The organism is Sorangium sp. So ce385 (assembly GCF_051474135.1).
GTDB lineage: Bacteria > Myxococcota_A > Polyangia > Polyangiales > Polyangiaceae > Sorangium > Sorangium cellulosum_D.
This window is the reverse complement of record NZ_CP150337.1, coordinates 2,325,790-2,347,411: the sequence shown is the minus strand read 5'-3', so window position 1 is coordinate 2,347,411 and position 21,622 is coordinate 2,325,790. Positions and strand designations below refer to the sequence as shown.

16 protein-coding genes are annotated in these 21,622 nt (G+C 71.3%); 12 read left to right on the top strand and 4 right to left on the bottom strand.

Features of this window, described 5'->3' with window-relative positions; translation table 11 throughout:
* The first annotated feature begins 47 nt into the window (after positions 1 to 47).
* Entirely contained in the window at positions 48 to 1,445 is a 1,398-nt protein-coding gene (locus WME83_RS08705) for an MATE family efflux transporter (protein WP_437318795.1), read from the top strand.
* A gap of 133 nt (positions 1,446 to 1,578) precedes the next feature.
* On the opposite strand, the gene WME83_RS08700 is transcribed toward WME83_RS08705, so the two are convergent.
* Both WME83_RS08700 and WME83_RS08695 read right to left on the bottom strand, forming a co-directional pair.
* Positions 1,579 to 2,058, bottom strand: coding sequence for an N-acetyltransferase family protein (locus tag WME83_RS08700; RefSeq protein WP_437318794.1), 480 nt, complete (start codon positions 2,056 to 2,058; stop codon positions 1,579 to 1,581).
* A 75-nt stretch (positions 2,059 to 2,133) separates the two neighbouring features.
* Positions 2,134 to 3,549, bottom strand: a complete 1,416-nt coding sequence (locus WME83_RS08695) for a multicopper oxidase family protein (protein ID WP_437318793.1) — start codon at positions 3,547 to 3,549, stop codon at positions 2,134 to 2,136.
* A gap of 320 nt (positions 3,550 to 3,869) precedes the next feature.
* Here WME83_RS08695 and WME83_RS08690 point away from each other — a divergent pair, with 320 nt between their 5' ends.
* Genes WME83_RS08690 through WME83_RS08680 form a run of 3 tightly spaced genes read left to right on the top strand, consistent with a single transcriptional unit; the run spans position 3,870 to position 6,743 of the window.
* The gene (locus WME83_RS08690) at positions 3,870 to 4,697 is read left to right on the top strand and encodes a caspase family protein (protein WP_437318792.1); all 828 of its coding nucleotides are present in this window, start codon (positions 3,870 to 3,872) and stop codon (positions 4,695 to 4,697) included.
* 58 nt (positions 4,698 to 4,755) lie between these two features.
* On the top strand, positions 4,756 to 5,316 hold the full coding sequence (locus tag WME83_RS08685; protein WP_437318791.1) for a hypothetical protein: 561 nt from the start codon (positions 4,756 to 4,758) through the stop codon (positions 5,314 to 5,316).
* Positions 5,313 to 6,743: a hypothetical protein gene (locus WME83_RS08680; protein WP_437318790.1), complete on the top strand. Its 1,431-nt coding sequence runs from the start codon at positions 5,313 to 5,315 to the stop codon at positions 6,741 to 6,743. The genes WME83_RS08685 and WME83_RS08680 overlap by 4 nt, the downstream gene beginning before the upstream one ends.
* On the opposite strand, the gene WME83_RS08675 is transcribed toward WME83_RS08680, so the two are convergent.
* A complete protein-coding gene (locus WME83_RS08675) occupies positions 6,733 to 7,251 on the bottom strand; it encodes a response regulator (RefSeq protein ID WP_437318789.1) in 519 nt (172 codons plus the stop codon). The genes WME83_RS08680 and WME83_RS08675 overlap by 11 nt on opposite strands.
* Positions 7,252 to 7,431: 180 nt before the next feature.
* On the opposite strand from WME83_RS08675, the gene WME83_RS08670 reads away from it, so the two are divergent.
* The 8 genes from WME83_RS08670 (at position 7,432) to WME83_RS08635 (ending at position 20,435) form a co-directional block, all read left to right on the top strand.
* The gene (locus tag WME83_RS08670) at positions 7,432 to 8,004 is read left to right on the top strand and encodes an NAD(P)H-dependent oxidoreductase (protein WP_437318788.1); all 573 of its coding nucleotides are present in this window, start codon (positions 7,432 to 7,434) and stop codon (positions 8,002 to 8,004) included.
* Between the two features lie 259 nt (positions 8,005 to 8,263).
* Positions 8,264 to 10,303, top strand: coding sequence for an ABC transporter ATP-binding protein (locus tag WME83_RS08665; protein ID WP_437318787.1), 2,040 nt, complete (start codon positions 8,264 to 8,266; stop codon positions 10,301 to 10,303).
* A 163-nt stretch (positions 10,304 to 10,466) separates the two neighbouring features.
* Positions 10,467 to 12,122 (top strand): glycerol-3-phosphate dehydrogenase/oxidase, encoded by a 1,656-nt coding sequence (locus WME83_RS08660; protein WP_437318786.1) that lies wholly within the window; start codon positions 10,467 to 10,469, stop codon positions 12,120 to 12,122.
* A gap of 798 nt (positions 12,123 to 12,920) precedes the next feature.
* Positions 12,921 to 13,715 carry a hypothetical protein gene (locus WME83_RS08655; protein ID WP_437318785.1) on the top strand — a complete coding sequence of 265 codons (795 nt, stop codon included), beginning with the start codon at positions 12,921 to 12,923 and terminating at the stop codon, positions 13,713 to 13,715.
* Entirely contained in the window at positions 13,712 to 14,743 is a 1,032-nt protein-coding gene (locus WME83_RS08650; RefSeq protein WP_437318784.1) for a hypothetical protein, read from the top strand. Before WME83_RS08655 ends, WME83_RS08650 begins: the two co-directional genes overlap by 4 nt.
* A 169-nt stretch (positions 14,744 to 14,912) precedes the next feature.
* Positions 14,913 to 15,356, top strand: a complete 444-nt coding sequence (locus WME83_RS08645; RefSeq protein WP_437318783.1) for a response regulator — start codon at positions 14,913 to 14,915, stop codon at positions 15,354 to 15,356.
* A 3-nt stretch (positions 15,357 to 15,359) separates the two neighbouring features.
* Positions 15,360 to 18,194, top strand: a complete 2,835-nt coding sequence (locus WME83_RS08640) for an ATP-binding protein (protein ID WP_437318782.1) — start codon at positions 15,360 to 15,362, stop codon at positions 18,192 to 18,194.
* A gap of 51 nt (positions 18,195 to 18,245) precedes the next feature.
* Positions 18,246 to 20,435 (top strand): TonB-dependent receptor plug domain-containing protein, encoded by a 2,190-nt coding sequence (locus WME83_RS08635; RefSeq protein ID WP_437318781.1) that lies wholly within the window; start codon positions 18,246 to 18,248, stop codon positions 20,433 to 20,435.
* Here the strand turns inward: WME83_RS08635 and WME83_RS08630 are convergent.
* Entirely contained in the window at positions 20,429 to 21,559 is a 1,131-nt protein-coding gene (locus tag WME83_RS08630) for a substrate-binding domain-containing protein (RefSeq protein ID WP_437318780.1), read from the bottom strand. The two genes, WME83_RS08635 and WME83_RS08630, sit on opposite strands and share 7 nt — an antisense overlap.
* Positions 21,560 to 21,622 lie beyond the last annotated feature (63 nt).

The following is a 21,622-nucleotide window of genomic DNA, read 5'->3' as shown; positions in this document are numbered from 1 at the left end:
GACGCAGCGGGGACCCGGGGATAAGCGGCGGCCCTCATGGAGCCAGCATGAGCCGTGCTTCGCTCGCGCCCTCCGGCGCCGACGCTGGCGCCGAGCTGCGCACGCTGGCCCGGCTCGCGCTGCCGATCACCCTCGCTCAGCTCGGCCTCGTGTCCATGGGCCTCGTCGACACGGCGATCATCGGCCGCGCCTCGGTCCAGGATCTCGCGGCCATCGGCATCGCTCGCTCCATCATGTTCGCGGTGACCTCGTTCGGGATGGGCGTCGCGTTCGCCCTCGAGCCGCTCGCGTCCCAGGCGATCGGCGCCGGCCAGCCCGCGCACGCGTGGGCGGCGCTGCGGTCGACGCTCCGCGCCTGCGCGCTCCTCTCGCTGCCGAGCGTCGCGCTCTCGTTCGCCGCGACGCTGCTGCTCGAGCCGATCGGCGTCGAGGCCGCGCTCATCCCGGGCGTGCGCGCGTACCTGCTCGGGCACGCTCCCGGGTTCTTCCCGTTCCTCGCGCACCTCGCGTACAGGACGTTCCTGCAGGCCCACGGCGAGACGCGGCCCGCGCTGGTCGCCTCCATCGCCGCCAACGTCGTCAACGCGGCGCTGTGCGGGCTGCTCGTCCGCGGCGACGACATGCTCGCGTGGCTGCACCTCCCGCCGATCGGGCTGCCGCGCCTCGGCGCCCTCGGCGCCGGGCTCGCGACGAGCGCCGGCAGCCTCGTCCTCGCCGCCGTCGTCCTCCGCGCCGCGCGGCTGCGCCGGCCCGCGCCGCTGTGCGAGCGCGTCGCGACCGGGGCGGTCTTCCGCCTCGGCGTGCCCATCGGGCTGCACCTGCTCGTCGGCAGCGGCGCCTTCGCGGTCCTCGGGATGATCGTGGGGCGCCTCGGCGCCCCCACCGTCTCGGCGCACCAGATCGCCCTCGGGCTCGCGAGCTTCACCTTCATGGGCGCGCTCGGCGTCGCGGGCGCCACGTCGGTGCGCGTCGGCCACGCCATCGGCGCCGGCGCCCCTCCGCGGCGATCCGCGCTGCTCGGGCTCGCCCTCGGCACGGCCGTCATGACGTGCGGCGCCCTCCTGTTCGCGCTGGCCCCGCGCAGGCTCGTCGGCCTGTTCACGTCGGACGCCGAGGTGCTGAACATCGGCGTCCAGCTGCTCTATGTGGCCGCGCTGTTCCAGCTCTTCGACGGCGTCCAGGTGGTCGCGGCCGGGGCGCTGCGCGGCGCGGGGGACGTGCGGTTTCCGTTCCTCGCCAACATCGCATCTCACTGGCTTGTCGGCTTCCCGCTCACGCTCCTGTTCGGCTTCGCGCTGAGCCTCGGCGCAACAGGGCTCTGGTGGGGGCTCACGACAGGGCTCGTGACGAACTCGGTGCTCCTCGTCGTCCGGCTCCGGCGCCTCACGGGGGGCAAGATCGTCCGCGTCGGGGCCGGCGCCGCCGGCGCGGCGCGGGTCGCCTGAGGGGAGCCGCCTGCCGTTCACCCCTCTGGAACGCGATGTCCGCCATCTCGATCCTGCCATCGATCCGCGCGCTGTCGTGTCCTGCAACCCCCGAATCGCGCGGATCACGCGCTCGGGCGGCGCGACGCGGACTTCAGCCGAGGTGCTTTCTCATGCTGATGCTCGTGATCCGGTAGCCGAGCGACTCGTAGAGCCCCCGCGCCGGCGCGTTCTGCGCGAAGACGTGCAGCTCGATGTCCCGCGCGCCCAGGCCGCGGGCGACCTCCTCGGCGAGGGCCATGACCCGGCGCCCGATCCCCCGGCCGCGGGCGTCCTCGCGAAGGTGGATATCGTAGAGGAACGCGCTGCGAAACCCGTCCGCGCTGGTCATGCCGATCCAGAGGTGGCCGACCACGGCGCTGCCCTCCAGCACCGCATAGATGTGGTGGTCGGGGGTGGCGAGCCCCTGCGGCAGGAACGCCTCGATCTGGGAGCGCGCGTTGCGCTGCTCGTCCTCCGTCCGCGCGTCCACGGCGCTCGCGCGCTGCTCCGCGTACGAGCAGACCACGAGATCGACGAAGGCTTCGAGCTCCGCGACCTCGAGCGGCCGCAGAGAGATGGGCAGATCCGGCATGACGCCAGGTTACCACCAGATGGCGCGGCAGGCCCACAGCGCCCCGGACGGAGGAGCCCATCGGCCCCTGCGCCGTCACGGAATGACGTGCAACATCCCCATCATGCCGGCCTCGGCGTGGTCGAGGATATGGCAATGGAACATCCACATCCCAGGCCGGTTGTCGTAACGGACCGCGAAGCGCGCCGCCCCGTCGACAGGCACGTTCACCGTGTCCTTCCACTCCAGCGGCCGCACCGGCTTCCCGTCCGCGCCGAGCACCTGGAAGAAGAAGCCGTGCAGGTGGAACGGGTGATCGAAATCGAACGTGTTCTCCACGGTCCACACCGAGGTCTCGCCCACCGCTGCCACGAGCGGCTCCGCCTTCCAGGAGGGCACGCCGTTGATGCCCATCTCCACGCCGTCCGGGCTCTCCTGCAGCGTGAGCTTCAGATCGACGCGCGTCGCCGCCGCCGTGTCGAGCGCCGGGATGTCCCTCCCCACCTCGGGGCGCGGCGCGTCCTCGGCCGCGGGCTCGGCCGCGAGGCGGAGGCGGAACGCCTCGACCTCGGCCCTCCCGAACGTCGCGCCATAACCGCGGTCGTAAGGCACCCAGCGCACCGGGAGCGTCGAGCCCGGCGCGCCGCGCGGCACGATCAGCACGTCGGCGCGCTCGCCGGGGGTGAGCAGGATCCTGTCCGTCGCGACGGGGTGCTCGAGGAGCCCGCCGTCGCCGCCGATCCGGGTGAACCGGTGATCGGCGATCATGAGCTGGTAATAACGGGACTTGGCCGCATTGACGATGCGCCACCGCTGCCTGAGCCCGGCGCGCGCCTCGATCACCGGGTTCACCCGCCCGTTCACGAGCAAGAGGTCGCCCTCGCGCCCGAACAGCGTGCCGAGGTTGCCGCCCACCTGCGGGTCCTCGAGCGTGCCGTCGTCGCGCAGGCTGATGTCGCTGAGCACGAGGACGAGCTCGTCGCCGAGCCCCGCAGGCTCGCCCGGGTCCTCGACGAGCAGCGGGCCGTAGAGGCCATTCCCCGCCTGGACGGCGGAGTCGACGTGCGGGTGATACCAGTAGAGCCCCGCGTCGGGGACGATGAAGTCGTAGGTGAAGCTGCCGCCCGGCGGCGTCTCGGGCTGGCTGTGCCCGGGCGCGCCGTCCATCTCCGCCAGCACGCGCACGCCGTGCCAGTGAATCGTCGTGGGCGCCGGGAGCTCGTTGCGGAAATTCACGATCACGCGATCTCCCACCCTGGCGCGGAGCAGCGGGCCGGGCAGTCCGCCGTCATACGTCCAGGTGGGCGTCCGCTTGCCGGGCACGATCTCGACCTCCTCGACGCGCGCGGTCAGATCGACCTCGACCACCTCCGGCCTGGCGTCGCGATCGAGCGCCGGCCGCAGCGCCACCGCGCTGTCCCACCCCTCGGGCTGAGACGGGCGATCGGCCGCACATCCGGCGGCGGCGAGCAAAGGGCTCAGGAAAAGGAAGAGACGGCGCTCGTACGGCATGTCGCGGGGCCGACTTTACCACGCGAACGGGCGAGGACCCGCGCGTTCGCGGGCGGCTCGGCGGCGCGGCGCACGCCGGCCCGCCCGCGAACGCCGGCGCGGCGCACGCCGGCCCGCCCGCGAACGCCGGCGCGGTGCACGCCGGCCCGCCCGCGAACGCCGGCGCGGCGCACGCCGGCCCGCCCGCGAGCCCCGGAGGACACGCCTCGTGCCGCTCGACCACGCTCGCGCTTTTGTCTGGACAGGCGCCGAAGTAGGGCGCGATAGTACGCTGTCGGCCTCTCATTTGTTTCACCGGGCATGACAGAATGGAGCACCGAATGAAGAAGCGCGCCGTGCTCGTCGGCATCGACGACTACGCAGGCAATCCGCTGGCCGGTCCCGTGAACGACGTCGCGTTGATGAGCGAGTTTCTCAGAGACCGGTGTGGCTTCAGCGTCGACACGGAGATCGTCTCTGCCACCCAGATGGCAGGTACCAAGTCGGCCATCCTGGAGAGGCTCCAGTGGCTCGTGCGCGGCGCCGAGCCGCGGGATCAGCTCCTCTTCCACTTCAGCGGCCACGGCGACCAGCTCGACACGCCGGACGACGCCGGCGAGCTCGATCGGCTCGACGAGGTGCTCTGCGCGCTCGGCTTCGACAGGACGAGCTCGACGGCGATCCTCGACGACGAGCTCACCGCGCTGTTCTCCACCCTGCCCAGGGGCGCGCACGTCGTGTGGACCTGCGACTCCTGCCACGCTGGCGGGATGCCCCCGGCGTCGGCGCGGGGAGGACCGCCGGCGGCCGAGAACAGGACCGCTCGCGGCTGGAGCGCCGCCGCGGCGCCCGAGCCCCGGAGCGCGCGGGCGAACGATCGGCGACGCGCGGAGCGCCGGATGCGCAGGGCGATGGGCGAGCTCCCCGTCGTCTTCATCGGCGCCTGCGCCGAGGGGCAGCGCGCGTACGAAGGCCCGCTGGGCGGCCGGGTCCACGGGGCGCTCACCTATCACCTCGTCCGGGAGCTCGAGCAGCCCGGAGGGCTGACGACCTCCCTCGCGCGGATCGTCGACAGCGCGACGCGCGCCATGAACCGCGCCGGGTACGCCCAGGATGCCGTGCTCGTGACGCCGCGCGAGCGCGAGGCGGCGCCGCTCTTCTGGCCATGAGCGGGAGCATGGCATTCTTGCGCGCTCACGCGAGCGAATCGTCAGGAGACGAACCATCATGACCAACCGACACAGGTGGCCGCTCGGGCTCATCATGCTCGCCGCGCTCTCTTCGTCCGGGTGCCCCGCGGACCCGGAGGTGGAGAGATATCTCATCGTCGCGCCGGCCGCGGAGCAGCCGGGCTCGCCAGCGCTGGGCACCAGCGTGCTCGTCCAGCAACGAGGGGGCGCCTACCTGCGCCTGAAGACGATCGCGGGGAAGCTCGATCTATCGACGGACGCGCCCGGCGGAGCCGCGCAACAGCCGTCGTGCATCCCCGCGCCCCCGCCCGGCGAGCCGCGGTTCTTCCTCGTGATACCGGACGATGTCGAATGCGAGCTGTACGTCGATCTCCTCGGGCCTGGCAGCGGCGACGACGCCCCGGCGTGCTCGGGGCCGCTGCTCGCGAGCCGGCTCCTGCCGATCACGAACGTGCGGCAGAGCCCCTCCGGTGACGGCGGGGGAGGCGCGGGCGGCGCGGGCGAGGGCGGCGGCGGAACCGGCGGCACGGGCGAGGGCGGCGGCGGCACCGGCGGCGATGGCGGCGATGGCGGCAGCACAGGAGGAGACGAACCGTGAATGGGAAGCGGGAGCGCGCGCTCCTCAAGTCAAATCAAGATGCGCCGTGGATGCGGATCGCGCGCGTCGCGGCGGCCATCTGCGCGATTCTCCTCACGCCCCGCGTCGCTCGTGCGGACGGCGCGTGCAGGGATGTCGACCAGCTATGCAGCGGCGCCGATGACAAGACGTGCGCCGAGAAGCTGAGCGGCGTGTTGCTCAACATCGAAGGGGAGGTCCTGAACGAGATATCCGCTCTCCAGAAACGCGGCTCCGCCGCCCCGAGCGCCAGCGTGACGACCGCGGTGACCCTGGCGAAGACCAAGAGCGACGCGTTCCTCGCGAGCCGCAAGACCGCGTCGAGCGCTGCAGGCACGGACGCCGAGAAGAAGGCCGCGGCGGTCAAGGCCATCGCCGAACACTGCGATTACGTCACGGCGAGGGACCAGGCAGGCAAGGAACTCTCGAAGATCCCGGCGCCGCCTGCCGCCCCCGGCGGCGGCGCGGATCCGCTGACGGCGCAGCGCCAGGAGATCCAGCAGATCTGCACGAGCTCCTGCAAGGCACCCGGCGCCTTCTGCATCGACGCCAGATCCGGCGAGCCGCTCTGTGACGGCCTGGCGCCTGATGTCTACTCGCTCGCCGGCGCTCTATCGCCTGGAGACAGGCTGATCGTACGCGTGTTCGGCGAGGCAGCGCTCAAGGACAAGCTCAAGCTCTCGGTGAGCTTCATCCGCTCGCCGGATCGCCGCTTCGACGATCCGGCGTCGGCCGCCCGGGCTCCCGCGAGGCTCGAGCTCCTCGCGGAGCAGACCGCGGAGGTCCCCGAGGACACGTCGATCACGTCGCTGAAGATCCGCTACGAGCTCGCGGGCGACGGACCCGAGAGCGCGATCGACGAGTCGTATGCCGTGCCCATCGACCAGGGGCAGTACTACCTCGAGTTCGGCGTCCTCTTCCCGCTCGTGATGGACGGGTCGCGGCGCGTCGTCCAGACCACGCTCCCCGGCGCCGGCGGCGAGCGCCGCCTCTCGGTCCAGGAGGACTGGAGCGTCAATCCCTCGATCGTGCTCAACGTCTTTCCCGGGGGCCGGCGCCGCGGCGTCATCTCGTCGTTCCAGGACATGCGGCTGGCGGCGACGCTGGGCGACCTGCTCGGGGTGCAGGCCGGCGTGGACCTCGACCTCGGCGAGCCCTTCGACCGCATCTTCTTCGGCGGCGTGATCGAGCCCGTGGCGGGCCTCAGCTTCAACGCCGGCCTGGCCTTCGTCCAGCAGGAGTACCTCCCCGCCGGCCACGCGGAGGACATGATCCTGCCGGTCGGAGAGTCCGTCTCGCCCGTGCGCCGGTACGCTCCTCGTTTCTACTTCGGCGCCACGCTGACCCTCGACATCGTGAACACCGCGACGACCGCCACGACCAGCTTCGCGAGCGCGCTCACGCGCTGAGCTCGCCCCGGCGTCCGACGTACCGCCCCACTGCGTCGAGCAGCGCGGCGAGGTTCACGGGCTTCTTCAGGATGTCGACGGGCCCGAGCTCGGCCGCGCGCGGCGCCGCACCCGCCGTGAGCACGACGACCGGGATGTCGGCGATCGCCGGAATGCGCAGCTGCTCCGCGCGAAAGGCATACCCGTCCATCATCGGCATCATCAGATCGAGGACGATGACCGCCGGCGCCGGCGCGTCGCGGAGCGCGGCCAGCGCCTCGGCGCCGTTCCTGGCCGTCATCACCTCGTAACCCTCGTCCGACAGGACACCCACGAGCGCGTCGATGACGCCCTGGTCGTCTTCGATGACGAGGATCGCCCGCGATCGCGCGGGGCCGCCCGCCGCGGCGCCGCGCCCAGGGGCGCGCGTGGCCGCGGGCGGGTCGCCCGCGGCCACGCCGCCGTCGCCCCGCTCCGGATCGCGCGGGGCATCGTCGTTATCGCCCGAGCGCGGTCCGTTCGCGACCATGGAGGCCCCATAAAGCTTTCCCCCACAGCGCGCAATTTGAATCGCGCCGCGGCGCACGGCGCGCGGACGGATCGCCCGCGACGAACCGCTCACGCCCCTGCGCGCAGCGAGCTCGTCAGGAGCGGCGCGGCGCGCGCCGGCGCGACGATCGCGGTACGCGCGCTGCATGGTCGCGGCCCCATGAACGTGGCCGTGATCTTCTATTCCCTTCATGGCGACACGGCCGCGCTCGCCGCCGCGGTCGCCGAGGGCGCCGAGCAGACCGGAGCGACCGTGCGGCTCCGGCAGATCGCCGACCTCGCGCCGCAGGAGCGCTGGAGGACGAGTGAGCGGATCCGTGCCACCCGGGAACACCTCGCCTGCGTCCCGGTGGCGCGCCGCGACGACCTCCTCTGGGCCGACGGCATCGCCCTCGGCTCGCCCGCGCGCTACGGCACGATGAGCGCGGAGCTCCGCCGCTTCCTCGACGGAGCGAGGCAGCTCTCGGGCGATCTCGCCGGCAAGGTGGCGTCCGTGTTCTGCTCGCCCTCGCCGATCGCGGGGGCGCAGCGCGCGGCTCTCCAGTCGATGGTCGTCTCCCTCCTCAACCATGGAGTCCTGGTCCAGCCCCCCGCCCGCGCGGCGATGGAGCCCGCGGACACGACCGCCCGGCGCGGCGGCTCGCCCCGGGCGAGCTCGGGCGAGCTCGATCTCACGCTGGCGCGCGCGCTCGGCCGCCGCCTCGCGCTGACCGGACAACAGACGCGCAGGTGAGCGCGGCGCGACGGCCGCGCCGCCGGCCTGTGCCGTGACCACGCCGCCGCGGCGAGCCCTGGAGTCCCGGACAACCGCGCAGCAAATCAGCAGGAGCTCTGCTCCTCTCCTGCACATTGCCGTGAGCGCGGCCGCGAGGGGCTGTTACATCTGCGCCGATACCTCGCTACCGGTCGGAACCGATGGACCGTCAGGCGGGGCCCGAGCCCGGGCCGCCGGCGGCCACCTCAGCCGTAGACAGGAGAGAGCTCAGCGAACCATGAGCGCACAAGCTCACCGCAAGGACTATCACCCTTCGCCGCGGCGCGAAGGCAGGATCGGGTCGTCGAGGCGTTCGCCGGCGATGGCCGCAGAGCGGCGGCGCGCCGCGCCGAGCCGCTCGGCGGCCGGCGGGGCTCGGCTCCGCTTCTTCCTCCGCGTGGGCGCCTATTTCAAGGAGGAGTGGGCGCGCATCGGCGCGCTCTCCCTCCTGGTCTGCGTCTCCATCGCGATCAGCCTCCTCCAGGTGTGGCCCGTCGCCGTGATCGTGGATCTCATCTCGAGCGGGCCGCGCAACGAGGACGTCGTCCACCGCCTCCTGCTCGCGCCGCTCCCGGACAGCCTGCTCGGCCGCGTCCTCGGGCTCGCGGCGATGACGCTCGTCCTCCGCGTCGCGCAGGAGTTCGTCGGCATGGGCCGCGCCCTGCTCAACTTCCGCATCGGCTACGGCGGGCTCACGCGCGTGCGCTGCGACGTGTACAGGAAGCTCCAGGCGCTCCACATCGGCTATCACCGGGCGCAGCCGCAGGGGGACGCCCTCTACCGGCTCAACCAGGACGCCGCCGGGTTCCACGGGATCCTCAACGTGGCCGTCGCGGTGATGGGGAGCGCGCTGACGCTCGCGGTGATGATCTGCATCATGGCCTCGCGCAGCCTGACGCTCACGCTGCTCGCGCTCGCGGTCGTGCCGCCGCTCCTGCTCACGAACCAGCGGTTCGGGCGCGCGCTGCACAAGAGGTGCACCGAGGCGAAGGAGGTCGAGAGCGAGCTCACGACGTCCGTGCAGCGCTCGATGGCCTCGATCGGCCTCGTCCAGGCGTTCGGCCGCGAGGCGGACGAGGAGGCGCGCTTCCACGCGACGCTGCGCAACAGCGTGAAGGCGTGGCTCAGGCTTCACCACGACGAGCTCGGCCACTTGCTCACCGTGGGCTCGATCCTCGGGCTCGGCGGCGCCCTGGTGCTCGGCTATGGCGGCTACCTCGTCGTCGAGGCGCGCAGCGGCGCGGTCGACTCCGGCATGACGCTGGGCGCGCTCACGGCGTTCCTCGGCTACCTCGGCATGCTCTACGATCCGCTCTGCAAGCTGACCGGCGCCGGCGCCGCGGTGCAGGGCGGCGTCGCGGGCGCCCAGCGCGTCTTCGAGGTGCTGGACCGCGATCAGGCGGTGGTCGACGAGCACGACGCGGCGTCGCTGCCGACCGAGCCGCGCGTGCTCTCGCTCGACGGGGTCGGGTTCGAGTACCGCCCGGGCCACCCGGTGCTGCGCGGGGTCGACGCGACGATCCGGCCGGGGCAGATGGTCGCGTTCGTGGGCTCGGTCGGCGCCGGCAAGACGACGCTGCTCAGCCTGCTGCCGCGCTTCCACAACCCGACGCGCGGCGCGCTGAGGCTCGACGGCATCGACACGCGCGCGATCCGCGTGGCCGACCTGCGCCGGCACATCGCCCTCGTCCTCCAGGACAGCATCCTCCTGCCGGCCACGATCGCCGAGAACATCGCCTACGGCCGCCCCTTCGCGACCGACGACGAGATCCGGAGGGCGGCCGAGATGGCGGGCGCGGCGGGCTTCATCGAGGCGCTGCCGGACGGCTACGGGACGCAGATCGCGGACGGCGGGCTCAACCTGTCGGCCGGCCAGCGGCAGCGCATCGCCATCGCGCGCGCGCTGCTGACCGACGCGCCCATCCTCGTGATCGACGAGCCGACCGACGGGCTCGACGCCGAGCACGAGCGGACCATCGGCGAGGCGCTCCGCGCGCTGAAGGGCCAGCGGACGATCCTCCTCATGAGCCACCGCCTGAGCACGATCGTCGACTGCGATCAGATCTTCGTGCTGGAGCGCGGCCGCATCGTCGAGCGCGGCGCGCACGCGGAGCTCCTGCGTCGGGGCGGCGTCTACACCAAGATGGCGCGGTGGCAGCACCTGCACACCGGCCACGCCGTCGGTCCGAAGAGCGGCCCGCGCCGCGCCCTCCCGGCGACGTCGCCCGACGCGCTCCACGGCGACGACGGCCTGTGGGCCGATGGGCTGATGGGCTGAGGCGGGGCGGAGCGGCATCGCGGCGCGCGCCCCCGATGTCCGCGCCGCGCGCGGCGTGACACCGCGAGCGGCGCTTTTCGGCCCGCCCGCCGCCCCCGGAGCCACGGAGACGTGATAGAGCTCCCGTGGCGCGAGAGCCGCGCCTCACGCCGGGTCGCCATCGATGCTGCGGGCCACGAACATCGACAGCTTGAGCCGCGGGACCTTCGACGTCCTCGTCCTCGGCGCCGGGATCAACGGCGCCGTCGCCGCCGCGGCCCTCGCCGCGAAGGGGGCCACGGTCGCGCTGATCGACCGCGGCGACTTCGCCGGGTTCACGAGCCAGGAGTCGTCGAACCTCGCCTGGGGCGGCATCAAGTACATGGAGAGCTTCGAGTTTCCGCTCGTGCGGAAGCTCTGCAAGTCGAGGAACCTCCTGCTCAGGAGCTACCCGTCGACGGTGCAGGAGATCCGTTTTTATACCGCGCACGAGCGGGGGTTCCGCCACGGCCTCTTCAAGCTCTTCCTCGGCACCTGGCTCTACTGGATCATCGGCAGCTTCTTCACGAAGATCCCCCGCCTGCTCTCCCGCCGGGTCATGGCCCGGGAGGAGCCCATCATCAACCTGGACGGCTGCGACGGAGGATTCGAGTACTCCGACGCGTACCTCGTCGACAACGACGCGCGGTTCGTCTGGGGCTTCGTCCGCGCCGCGCTCGATCACGGCGCGCGGGCGGCCAACTACGTCGAGTCGCTCGGCGCGCGGCGCGAGGGGGACGCGTGGCTCACACGCGCCCGCGACGTCGTGACGGGGCGGGAGCTCGCCATCCGCTCGCGCGTGCTCGTGAACGCCTGCGGGCCGTTCGTCGACGCGCACAACGCGCTCACCGGCCAGCGGACGAGCCACAGGCACATCTTCTCGAAGGGCATCCACCTCATCGTGGATCGGCTCACCCCGAGCCGCCGGGTGCTGACGTTCTTCGCCGACGACGGCCGGCTGTTCTTCGTGATCCCGATGGGCCCGAGGACGTGCATCGGCACGACCGACACCCGCGTCGAGAGCCCTCATGCCGCGGTGACGCCCGAGGATCGGCGCTTCGTGCTGTCGAACATCAACAAGCGCCTCAACCTGCCGCGGCCCCTCACCGAGGCGGACGTCATCGCCGAGCGCTGCGGGGTGCGCCCGCTCGCGGTCGCGGACGGCGGCGGCGGCGAGGACTGGCTGCAGCTCTCGCGCAAGCACGCCATCGAGGTCGACCGCGCGCAGGCCCACGTGAGCATCTTCGGCGGCAAGCTCACCGACTGCATCAACGTGGGCGAGGAGATCTGCGCCGCCGCAGAGGAGCTCGGCGTCGCGCTGCCCCGCCCGGCGCAGCGCTGGTACGGCGAGCCGGCCGCGGAGGTTCGTCACGAGTTCTTCCAAACGGCGCGCCTCCTCGATCTCGACGCGCTGACGCCGCCGCGCGCCGCGGAGAAGCTCAGCGCGCGGCTGTGGCGCCGGTACGGCGCCGCGGCGCGCGAGCTGCTCGAGGAGATCCGGCGCGACCCGAGGATGGCCGAGGCGCTGATCGAGGGCGCGGAGGACGTGCGGTGCGAGATCGCGCACGCCGCGCGGCACGAGATGATCGTGAAGCTCGAGGACTTCCTGCGGCGGCGCACGAAGATCTCGCTCCTCGTCCGCGCGGGCGAGCTCGCGAGCTCGCCCGGCCTCCGCGAGGCGTGCCGGATCCTCTTCGGGGAAGACGCCGATCGGCGGCTCTCGGAGTACTTCCAGGAGCAGCACGGCGCCCGCGAGCGCGCGGAGGGGGAGGCGCCCCTCGCGGCGCAGCCGGTCAGGTAGCGCCGCGCCTCGGGCGGGCCGCGCTCCTCGGCGCGGCGCGCGGCGATCCCCCGCCGTCCGTTGAACGAAGCCCCCACCGGGCCGCGCTGCTCCGGCGAGCGTGGCAGTTCGAGCGCCGGGTTCCCTCCCGGCGACGGAGGGCGCGGGCGTACCCACCCTTCGCACGAGCAGCGCGTGACGAGCGGAAGTCATCTGCCATTCCGTGCCTCATCGCTCCACATGTAGGTCAGCGAGGCACGATGTGCTGCGGAGATCCGGATCGCCAGCGCCAGACTCCACCCCGCAGGAAGGCCCCGAGACGCGGTGCGGCGCGACACATCTACAAGCGAGGAGTGGGCTGCGCGCGCGGGCGACAGGCGCGCGACATCCGGTCGTGAGACAGCAGCACGCGTCGCGCGCGCACCCGTGTGCCGCGCGTAAGCGGCGACGCCGGCCGGGATCACTGTGGCGCTAGTTTTGCGCGGCAGCGGCCGCGAGTGTGTTGTTCCCCTCTCCGAGGCCCGCCGTTCGCCAAGCTCGTTCGGATCATGCGTTCGCGGCTTCTCCGCGCTTGACACGATCGCCTCCTCTGGGGCGCTTGACAGGGAGGGTTCATCGTCGGTTACGCTGTCCTCTTACGATGACCAGGAGGGGATGAAGCGGGTGGAAAGGAGTCGCAGGCGTTCCACACGGGGACCGCGATCAGCGGTCGAGCGGGCCTTGGAGCAGCTCGCATCCCCAGCGCGGATCGCGCACCGTTGGAGTCCGCCTCGTGCGCGGCCAAACGACCCTCTGGCGGCGCCGGTCCGGCCGGGGACATTGCGCCGCATCGCCGAGCTCCTCGCCGCTCGCGCCCGGCTGGCCGGGGCATGGCTCCGCCCACGCCGGGCCGTCCAGCCCCCGCGCGCGCCGGCGGCGCTGCTCGCCGCGGCGCTGCTCCTCGGGAGCTGTCTCCTGCTGCTCAGCTCGCCGCTGACGGCCGGCCCCGAGGCCACGCTCTATGTCTATGCCGTCACGCCGCTTCGCGCTCGGGCGCTCGAGCAGAAGATCGAGGACGCGATGCCCGGCGTCGACGTGACGGTGTTCGGCAAGCTGAGCGATTTCAAGACGGCGCTCGAGGTCAGCCCGCCGAACGCGGCGCTGTCGCCCAGGCCGGTCCTGACGTCGCTCAACCGGGCCGTCGACCTCCAGGGCCTGAGGGCGGGGAGCGACGCAGAGCAATACCTCCTGGTCTCGACGAAATTGCTGGCCAGGGACATGCTCTCCTCCTTCCGGTACGGCATGGTGGACCTGGTCGAGCGAAAGTCGCTCCCGAGGTTCGTCGCCGGCCTGCTCGGCGTGAACGACGCGCCGGAGGTCCAGCGCGTCACGAAGATCGAAGATCTGCTGCAGCTGCTCCAGTTTCAAACGGCCGACGCGGTGCTCCTGCCGGAGCGGTTCCGCGCCGATTTCGAGTCCAAGAGCAAGATGAGCTTCACCATCCTGAGTCTCTCGACCGCCAAGGTCGGGCTTGTGGCGGTCACGTTCCTGAGCGAGCGTCAATCGATCGAGGGCGCGATCCGGAGGCTCCCGAAGCACGTGCTGGCGGATCTGGGGGTGGACGAATGGCGATGAGATCGACGCGTCCGCGCGGTACGCGCTCGCTCTGGCGAGCCTCCACCCTGCTCGGGCTCCTCTTGCCCCTGAGCTGCTCGCCGGGCCCGTCCCCCCAGGCCGCGAGAGATCCGGCCCCGCTCTCCGAGGCGCCGCCTCCGGACGGCAAGCCCGTCATCTCCATCATCGCTCCCGCGGACTCGCAGCTCGAGGACATGCTGAAGTCGCTCCGCGTCGAGCTCTCCGACGAATACCGTGTCACCATATCCCCGCTGCGCATCGAGGAGTCGAGCCCCGAGGCCGTGGGGCGGATCGTCTCGAGGGATCGCCCGCGCGCCGTGGTGCTGGTCAACAATTCGACGGTGCTCCTGTACCGCAGCTGGGTGCGCACCACCCCGACACCGCCGGTCTCGCTGATCCTGATGGCGTCCTTCGCCGAGGAGCTCCAGCGCACCGTCCCCAACTCGGTGGCGATCTCGTACGAGGTGCCGGCGGTCACGGCCATGGTGGGGCTTCGCACGCTGGGCCTCGACGTCCGCCAGGTCGGCGTCGTGTACCGCCAGGGCTTCGCCAGCCACATCGCCCGGCAAGAATCGTTGATGCAGGTGGAGAAGCTCGCGTTCGTAAAGCAAGAGCTCTCGAACAAGCCGCGCGTCCAGGACCTCCGCGCCGCGCTGGTGAGACTCCAGCGCGCCGAGGTTGACGCGATCTGGTTGCCGAACGATAATGGTCTGTTGAGCCCGACGTTCCTCACCGACGTCTGGCTGCCGTACGTGGATCGGCTCGGCGCGCCGGTGGTCGTGGCGGTGCGCTCGCTCGTGAACGAGCACGCGGAGTTCGGGACGTTCGCGGCCATCCCCGATACGCAGGCGCTCACGCTGCAGGCGGCGGATCTCCTCTACGAGCTCGGGGACGCGGACTGGAAGCTCCGGGCGTCGGACGTCCGCCTGCCCATCTCCGTGAAGCGCCTGGTCGACGTGCGGCTCGCACGGCGCTTCGGCCTCGATTCCAGCCAGTTCGGAAAGGTTGACTTTCTCGTCGGTCGATAACCGCGGTTCGGAGGGGGACTGGAGACGCCATGCCGTTGCCTATTCAAATGCACACAGGTCCCCGAAGCTGCGGGTCGGCTCGCGCCCTCCAAGGTCATCGCTGGGCCTCTCTGGCCTCTCCGCGGCGGGGGCGTCGCGCGGTGATGCGTCTGCCCCGGAGGCTGCGCTCGTGATCCGGGTGCTCGTGATCGACGACGACGAGATCGCCCGCGAGGCGATGTGCAACGTCCTCGTCAGGGCTGGCTACGTCGTCTCCGAGCTGGCCACGCCCATCGGCGCGACGTCGGTCATCAAGCGGGACGGCATCACCGTGGTCGCGCTCGACATCAACATGCCGACCATCAACGGCGACAAGCTGGCCAAGCTGCTCCGGGAGAACGCGCACCTCTCGAACCTCGGGATCATCCTCGTCTCCGGCTGCGACGTCGAGCAGCTGAGCGCGATCGGCGAGAAGGTCGGCGCCGACGGCATCGTCTCGAAATCCAAGCTGCACGTCGCCCTGGCGCCCGCGGTCGAGCGCGCGGTGGCCGCGCGCGCCGCGAAGAGCGGCGCGACCTCGTCGGTGACGACCGTCTCCGTGCCCCCGCCCGCCTCGTCGCGGCGTCCACGCTGAGTCATGCCCACCTCGAACGCCCACGGCTCGCTCCGTAACAAGCTGCTGCGCCTGATCCTCGGCGCGCTCCTGCTCCTCGGCGGCGCCACGCTCCTGTCGAGCGGCGCCCTCATCTACTCCACGGATCGCGAGGTCCAGGCCACGCGCGAGCAGGAGCTCCTCGCCAGCCTCGAGGAGAAGGCGCGCCTGCTCGGCTTCAATCAGTCGCTGGCGCTGCGCAGCCTGGTGGCGGACAACCTGTTCGGGGACGTCAAGGCGCTCATCTACCAGACGGTGTCGGAGAACAGCGACATCGCGTATGGCCTGTTCATCGACTCGGAGAGCCGCGTCTGGGCCGCGAGCGGGCTCGGCCCCGCGAGCGCCGCGAAGGACGCGCCGGCCCTCACGGCGAAGGAGCTGCAGGCGCTCGGCATCAGCACGGAGCACCAGCCCCGGCCGGCGCTGAAGCGGCGGGCGAACCCCATGGGCGGGGTGGACGTCCTCGAGGTCTCGGCCCCGGTCGTCTCCGAGGGGACCCAGGCCGGGACCGTGATCTACGGCATCAGCACGAAGAGCGTCGCCGAGCGGATGGCCCACGCCCGCGAGGTCGCGAGGAGCCGGCTCGCGACCACGCTCGGCCTGATCGTGGCGCTGATCCTCGGCTGCGTCGCGGCGAGCTATTTCCTCGTCAAGCGCGTCGCGGTCCACATCACGGAGCCGCTGCTCGCGCTGCGCTCGGCCGCGGGGGCCATCGCCACCGGGCTCCGCTCGAACGCGCCGCTCGCCGAGTCGACCGGCACGGCGCGGAAGAGCTGGGAGCGCGTGCAGATCTCGAGCGGCGACGAGCTCGAGCTGCTCGGCGCCGCGTTCAACAGCATGGTCGAGGCCAACGAGCAGGCCTTCGATGAGCTGCGCGTCAAGACCGAGCAGGCCCTCGAGGCGTCGCGGCTGAAGAGCGAGTTCCTCGCCAACATGAGCCACGAGATCCGGACGCCGATGAACGGCATCCTCGGGGTCATCCGGCTCATGCAGAGCCAGGCGCTCGACGGCAAGATGCGGCGTTACGTGGAGACCGTCGACGCCTCCGCGAACACGCTGATGGCGATCATCAACGACGTCCTCGACTTCTCGAAGCTCGAGGCCGGCAAGTACGTGGCGCAGCACGTGTCCTACGACCTGCGCCTCGTGGTGCAGGAGGTCGCGGAGCTGATGGCGAGCCAGGCGCACGAGAAGGGCATCGAGCTCGTGTACCGCGTGGAGCGCCGCGTCCCCACCGGCGTCGTGGGCGACCCCGACCGGTTCCGCCAGGTGCTCACGAACCTGGTCGGCAACGCGATCAAGTTCACCGAGCGCGGAGAGGTGCTGATCGACGCGAGCACGCCGCAGCAGGACAAGGCCTCCGCGATGGTCAAGGTCGCCGTCGTGGACACGGGCCCCGGCATCGCCGCCGACGACCAGAAGAAGCTCTTCTCCGCCTTCACGCAGGTGGACGGCTCGCTGGTCCGCAAGCACGGCGGCACCGGCCTGGGCCTCGCGATCAGCAAGCACCTGGTGGAGGCCATGGGCGGCGAGATCGGCGTCGACAGCACGCCGGGGCAGGGCAGCCGGTTCTGGTTCACGATCAAGGTCGGGGTCACGTCGGGGGCCGAGCAGATCCGGTCGGCCGAGTGGGCGAGCGGGCGCCGCGCGCTCGTCGTGGAGATCAGCAAGAGCTGGCGCGACGTCGTCGTGGAGCACCTCGTGGCCTGGGGCTTCGACGCCGAGGCCACGACCTCCGGGAGAGACGCGATCAACCGGCTGGAGCTCGGGCTGCTCGAGCAGCGGCCGTTCAGCGCCGCCGTCGTCGGCGCCCAGATGGACGATTTCGGCCTCGAGCAGTTCGTCCGGACCGTCCAGTCGGTGCCGGGGCTCCACCGTTTGCCGATCGTGGCGCTCTACCACATGGGCTCGAGCGTGGCGCTGAGCGGGCTGGAGTCCAGCGTCGTCACGCAGCTCCCCAAGCCGCTCCGCGTCTCCGAGCTCTACAACACGCTGCAGAGCGCGCTGACGGGCGCCGCGGCCGCGCCCGTCAGCAAGCCCGGCGTGGAGCCGGGCCGGATCGCGAGCAAGCTCCCCGTCTTGGTCGTCGACGACAACGAGATCAACCGTTACGTCGCGATGGAGCAGGTGGAGCAGCTGGGCCTGCGCGTGGAGACCGCCAGCAACGGCCTGGAAGCGCTCGAGTGCGTCAAGCAAAAGCAGTACGTCGCCGTCCTCATGGACTGCCAGATGCCGGTCATGGACGGGTACACCGCCACCCAGAAGATCCGCGAATGGGAGAGCGGGATCGGGCGCCACACGGTGATCATCGCGCTGACGGCGCACGCCCTCGTGGGCGAGCGGGACCGGGTGCTCGCCGCCGGGATGGACGACTACCTGGCCAAGCCGGTGCGACCTCAGTCGCTGCAGAAGACCTTGTGGCGGCACGTGGTGCTGAACCGGGACGAGCCGGAGCCGGGCCCGCAGCTCCCCGAGGCCGACAGGCCGTCGGCGGTCCTGCCCGTCCTCGACCCCGAGGTCCCGCGGTCGCGGAAGCTGATCGAGCTCGTCCTCAAGAACGTGCCGGGTCAGCTCGACAGCCTGGAGTCGGCCTTCAAGGAGGCCATGACCAAAGAGGTGATGGCGAGCGCGCACAAGCTGAAAGGCAGCATGCTGTCGATCGGCGCGGCGCGCGTCGCCGAGCTGGCGGAGAAGATCCAGCTCGCCGCCCGCGAGGGCGATCTGCCGCGGAGGGGTGACCTCTCGCGGCTACGGCAGGAGTTCGATTCTGTCAGCGTCGCCCTGAGGCAGGAGCTCGCCGCCACCGCCAAGGCGAGCTGACGATTGGCCCGATTCCACCATGGCAGCAGGCTCAGAACGAAGCGTACCCGCATGACCTTTGCCTCGCTCGATACCAAGTGGATTGTTGCCCTGGCGCTCGCCGCGGCGCCGAGCGCCGCGTGGGCTCAGCCGACGGCCGCGACCGCGCCGGGAGAGCCGAGGTCCGCGGGGGAAGCGCAGCGCAACGACGCGCTCGAGGGCGTCGACCTCTTGCGGCTGCTCGACGTCGAGGTGTCCACCGCCAGCAAGACGCTGGAGACCCTCGACGACGCGCCCGCGCTCGTGACGGCGATCACCGCCGAGGAGATCCGGCGCTGGGGGTACAAGAGCGTCGGCGAGGCGCTCCAGCACGTCATCGGCTTTTACCTGGTGGACGACCACATCCTGCCGAACGCCGGCGTGCAGGGGATGACGGGCGGGCTCGGCGCCGAGAGCGGCGGGATCAAGGTGATGATCGACGGTCGGTCGGTGGCGTTCCGGACCACCAGCGGCAACTGGCTGGGCACCGAGCTGATCCCGCTGTCGGCCATCAAGCAGATCGAGGTCGTGCGCGGCCCGGCGTCGGCGCTCTACGGCGCGGACGCGTTCCTCGGCGTCGTCAACGTCATCACGCTGTCGCCGGAGGACATCCCCTTCGTCGACGGCACGGTGCACGCCGGCGTGACGAAGGATCACCCGAGCGGCCGCCTCGACGTGGTGGGGGGCTGGAGCAGCGGCCGCTTCGACATGATGATCTCGGCCGCGGGTGAGCTCGACGATCGGAGCGGCCTGGAGATGCCTCACCAGTCCCCCGCCCCCCGCGTCCCGACGTACAACGACGGGCGCATCGACGCCCAGAACCTCGAGCGCCTCTCCGGGGTGGTCGGCTCGCGCATCGCGTTCCGCGATCCGAGCCGCGGCCACCACCTCGCGCTGAGCGCGTACTGGTCCGGCTTCCGGCGCGGCGGCGATTTCGCGCAATGGGCGCAGCTCACCGGCGGAACGGACGCCTTCGGGCGCGAGGCCGGCACCGTGATCAGCCTGCAGCAGCGCCGCGTGGCGCTCGACGGGCTCTTCCAGCTGAACCGAGAGCTCGCGTTCGCGGTGCAGGGCATGTACTTCCAGGGCGGCGTCCTGCCGGGCGACCGCGTGGACGTCGCCGGCGGCTGGTACTACATCGAGCGGCGCATGGCCTACCGCGGCGTCGACGCCAGCGTCGAGCTCCGGTGGGTTCCGTGGGACCGGTTCAACGTGATCTTGAACCTCGAGTCCATCTACGACAAAGAGGACCTGCCGTCCTTCCGCCGGATCAGCAAGCTCACGGGCGAGGCGTTCGGCTCGCCGGAGCGGGAGCGGCTCTCGGCCGAGCTGGTCGACGTCGGGGCGCTGCTCAGCGCCAACCTCAAGGTGCTGGATCCCTGGCTGAAGCTGACCGGCGGCTTCCGCTACGATCGCCACAGCAAATACGGCAATCAGATGACCGGCCGCTTCGGGGCGACGTCGCACCTCGGGAAGACGGTCGTGGCGAAGCTCTTGTACGGCAGCGCCTTCAAGGCGCCTTCCCCGTATCTGCTCTACGCCGAGCCCCTCGTCCCGGGCGACGTGATCGGGAACGTGGATCTCAAGCCTCAGCGCATCCACACCGTGGACGCCGAGGTGACATGGCGGCCGACCGCCTGGGCCTCGGCGAGCACGAGCGTGTCCTACAGCCGCCTGAACGACAAGGCAGAGTTCGTCCCGCGGGGCATCAACCAGACGGCCGAGAACCTCGCCAGCCAGACGTCCGTTTTCTGGGCGACGCGCGCCGAGGTGCGGCGCGGCGACGACCTCGGCGGCTACGCGTCGTTCGAGACGGTCCACTCGACCCGGGACTCCGGCCAGGTGGGCTATCAGGCCGAGCTGGTCGGTCCGGCGATGGTCGCTTACCCGACCTGGGTCGCCCGGGCCGGCGCGTACGTGAAGCTGCCGTCGCCGAGCTCCCTGCCGCTGGAGCTCTCGACGCAGGGGATCGTCGTCGGCCCGCGTCGCGCCGCGGACGCGAGCATCCTGGAGAACGGCCGCAGCTTCGACCTGCCGCCGTATCTCCTGTGGAACGCCAGCCTGGTGGCGCGCAACCTGTGGGTGATTCCGGGTCACGAGACGACGGTGGCGCTCCGCGCCAAGAACCTGCTCGGCGCCACCGGTCCGGACCCCGGGTTCTCGGGCTTCGAGTACCCGCTCTCGCCGCGCGAGGTCTTCCTCGAGCTACGTCACCGCTACTGAGTCGCGCCGAGCGAGTCGAGGAAGAGGTTGTACTCGTCGACCTTGGTCGACAGCACCACGTCCAGGCCGACGTCGAGCCGGCTGTCGTCCAACATCTGCGGGGCGAGGGCCTTCTTGGTCGCATCGAGGCCGATGGTCCTGATGCCGTAGAGGATGTAGGGCACGAGGTACCCCGCGTAGTACTGCCGCTGGGTGTGCGTCGCGCTGATGAGCCCCTGACGCATGTACTCGACGGTCTTGAGGTCGTAGTCGAAGGCGACGACCGGGAGGTCCGTCCGGCCCGCGGCCTCCGCGGCCATCGCGCACCGGTACGAGATGTCGTGCAGGCCGAGCAGCCCCACGACGGGCGGGTCAGCGGTCTCGATGAAGGTCCTCATCTCCGCGACGTCATCGGCCTCCCCGTTCGGGCCCCAGGTGACTTGACGCACAACGACCTTGTAACCGGCCTTCTCGAGGACGCCCCGGGCGCTCTGCATTCGGTTCAGCCCGTCGAGCCAGGACGGGTCGACGTTGCCGTGGATCACCACCGTCCCCGGCGTCCCGGGCAGCAGATCGCGCAGGGTCGTTCCTGCCGTCTCACCGGCCGCCTCGCTGATGGTCCCGACATAGATGGAGCGCTTCGAGCCCTTGGCGTCGGTGTCGAGCGTCACCACAGGAACCCCGTCGGCGACGGCCGCGTCGATGCCGGCCGCGATGGCATCGCCGAAGGGCGAGATACCGATCCCTTCGGCGCCGTCCGTCACCGCCTGTCCAATCTGCTCATTCTGGGCCTCCGCCCTCTGCTGCTGAGTGCCCCCCGCTCCGCTGGGCCCGACCACGTTCCCCGTGACCCCGAGCTCGCTCATGGCCCGGTTCGCCCCCGTGGTGATCGGCGTGAAGAACCCGCCCAGGGACTTCAGCAGGATCGCCATCTGCATCGGCTCGACGGCGCCCTCGTTGATCTCGGCGACGAGCGCGTCGAGCGTCGCCTCGATCTCCATCGCGGTGAACTCGCTCTCGGGCGTCGGCGCGCGCTTGATGGGCGCGGCTTCCTCGCCCTCGCCGGTGGTGTCGCCCGATCCACATGCCGCCGTCATCAACGCGAGCCCGAAGGCCGCCCACCAGCGTCGTCCAATCCTGTTCATGAGACCCCCTTTGCGGTCCGTGGTTCATCCGGTCATGCGCGGAATCCTTACGTGAAGCTCTGA

Coding starts and splice junctions, on each gene's coding strand:
- WME83_RS08705 (WP_437318795.1), top strand. CDS start 48: ATGAGCCGTGCTTCGCTCGCGCCCTCCGGCGCCGACGCTGGCGCCGAG.
- WME83_RS08700 (WP_437318794.1), bottom strand. CDS start 2,058: ATGCCGGATCTGCCCATCTCTCTGCGGCCGCTCGAGGTCGCGGAGCTC.
- WME83_RS08695 (WP_437318793.1), bottom strand. CDS start 3,549: ATGCCGTACGAGCGCCGTCTCTTCCTTTTCCTGAGCCCTTTGCTCGCC.
- WME83_RS08690 (WP_437318792.1), top strand. CDS start 3,870: ATGAAGAAGCGCGCCGTGCTCGTCGGCATCGACGACTACGCAGGCAAT.
- WME83_RS08685 (WP_437318791.1), top strand. CDS start 4,756: ATGACCAACCGACACAGGTGGCCGCTCGGGCTCATCATGCTCGCCGCG.
- WME83_RS08675 (WP_437318789.1), bottom strand. CDS start 7,251: ATGGTCGCGAACGGACCGCGCTCGGGCGATAACGACGATGCCCCGCGC.
- WME83_RS08670 (WP_437318788.1), top strand. CDS start 7,432: ATGAACGTGGCCGTGATCTTCTATTCCCTTCATGGCGACACGGCCGCG.
- WME83_RS08665 (WP_437318787.1), top strand. CDS start 8,264: ATGAGCGCACAAGCTCACCGCAAGGACTATCACCCTTCGCCGCGGCGC.
- WME83_RS08660 (WP_437318786.1), top strand. CDS start 10,467: ATGCTGCGGGCCACGAACATCGACAGCTTGAGCCGCGGGACCTTCGAC.
- WME83_RS08650 (WP_437318784.1), top strand. CDS start 13,712: ATGAGATCGACGCGTCCGCGCGGTACGCGCTCGCTCTGGCGAGCCTCC.
- WME83_RS08640 (WP_437318782.1), top strand. CDS start 15,360: ATGCCCACCTCGAACGCCCACGGCTCGCTCCGTAACAAGCTGCTGCGC.
- WME83_RS08635 (WP_437318781.1), top strand. CDS start 18,246: ATGACCTTTGCCTCGCTCGATACCAAGTGGATTGTTGCCCTGGCGCTC.
- WME83_RS08630 (WP_437318780.1), bottom strand. CDS start 21,559: ATGAACAGGATTGGACGACGCTGGTGGGCGGCCTTCGGGCTCGCGTTG.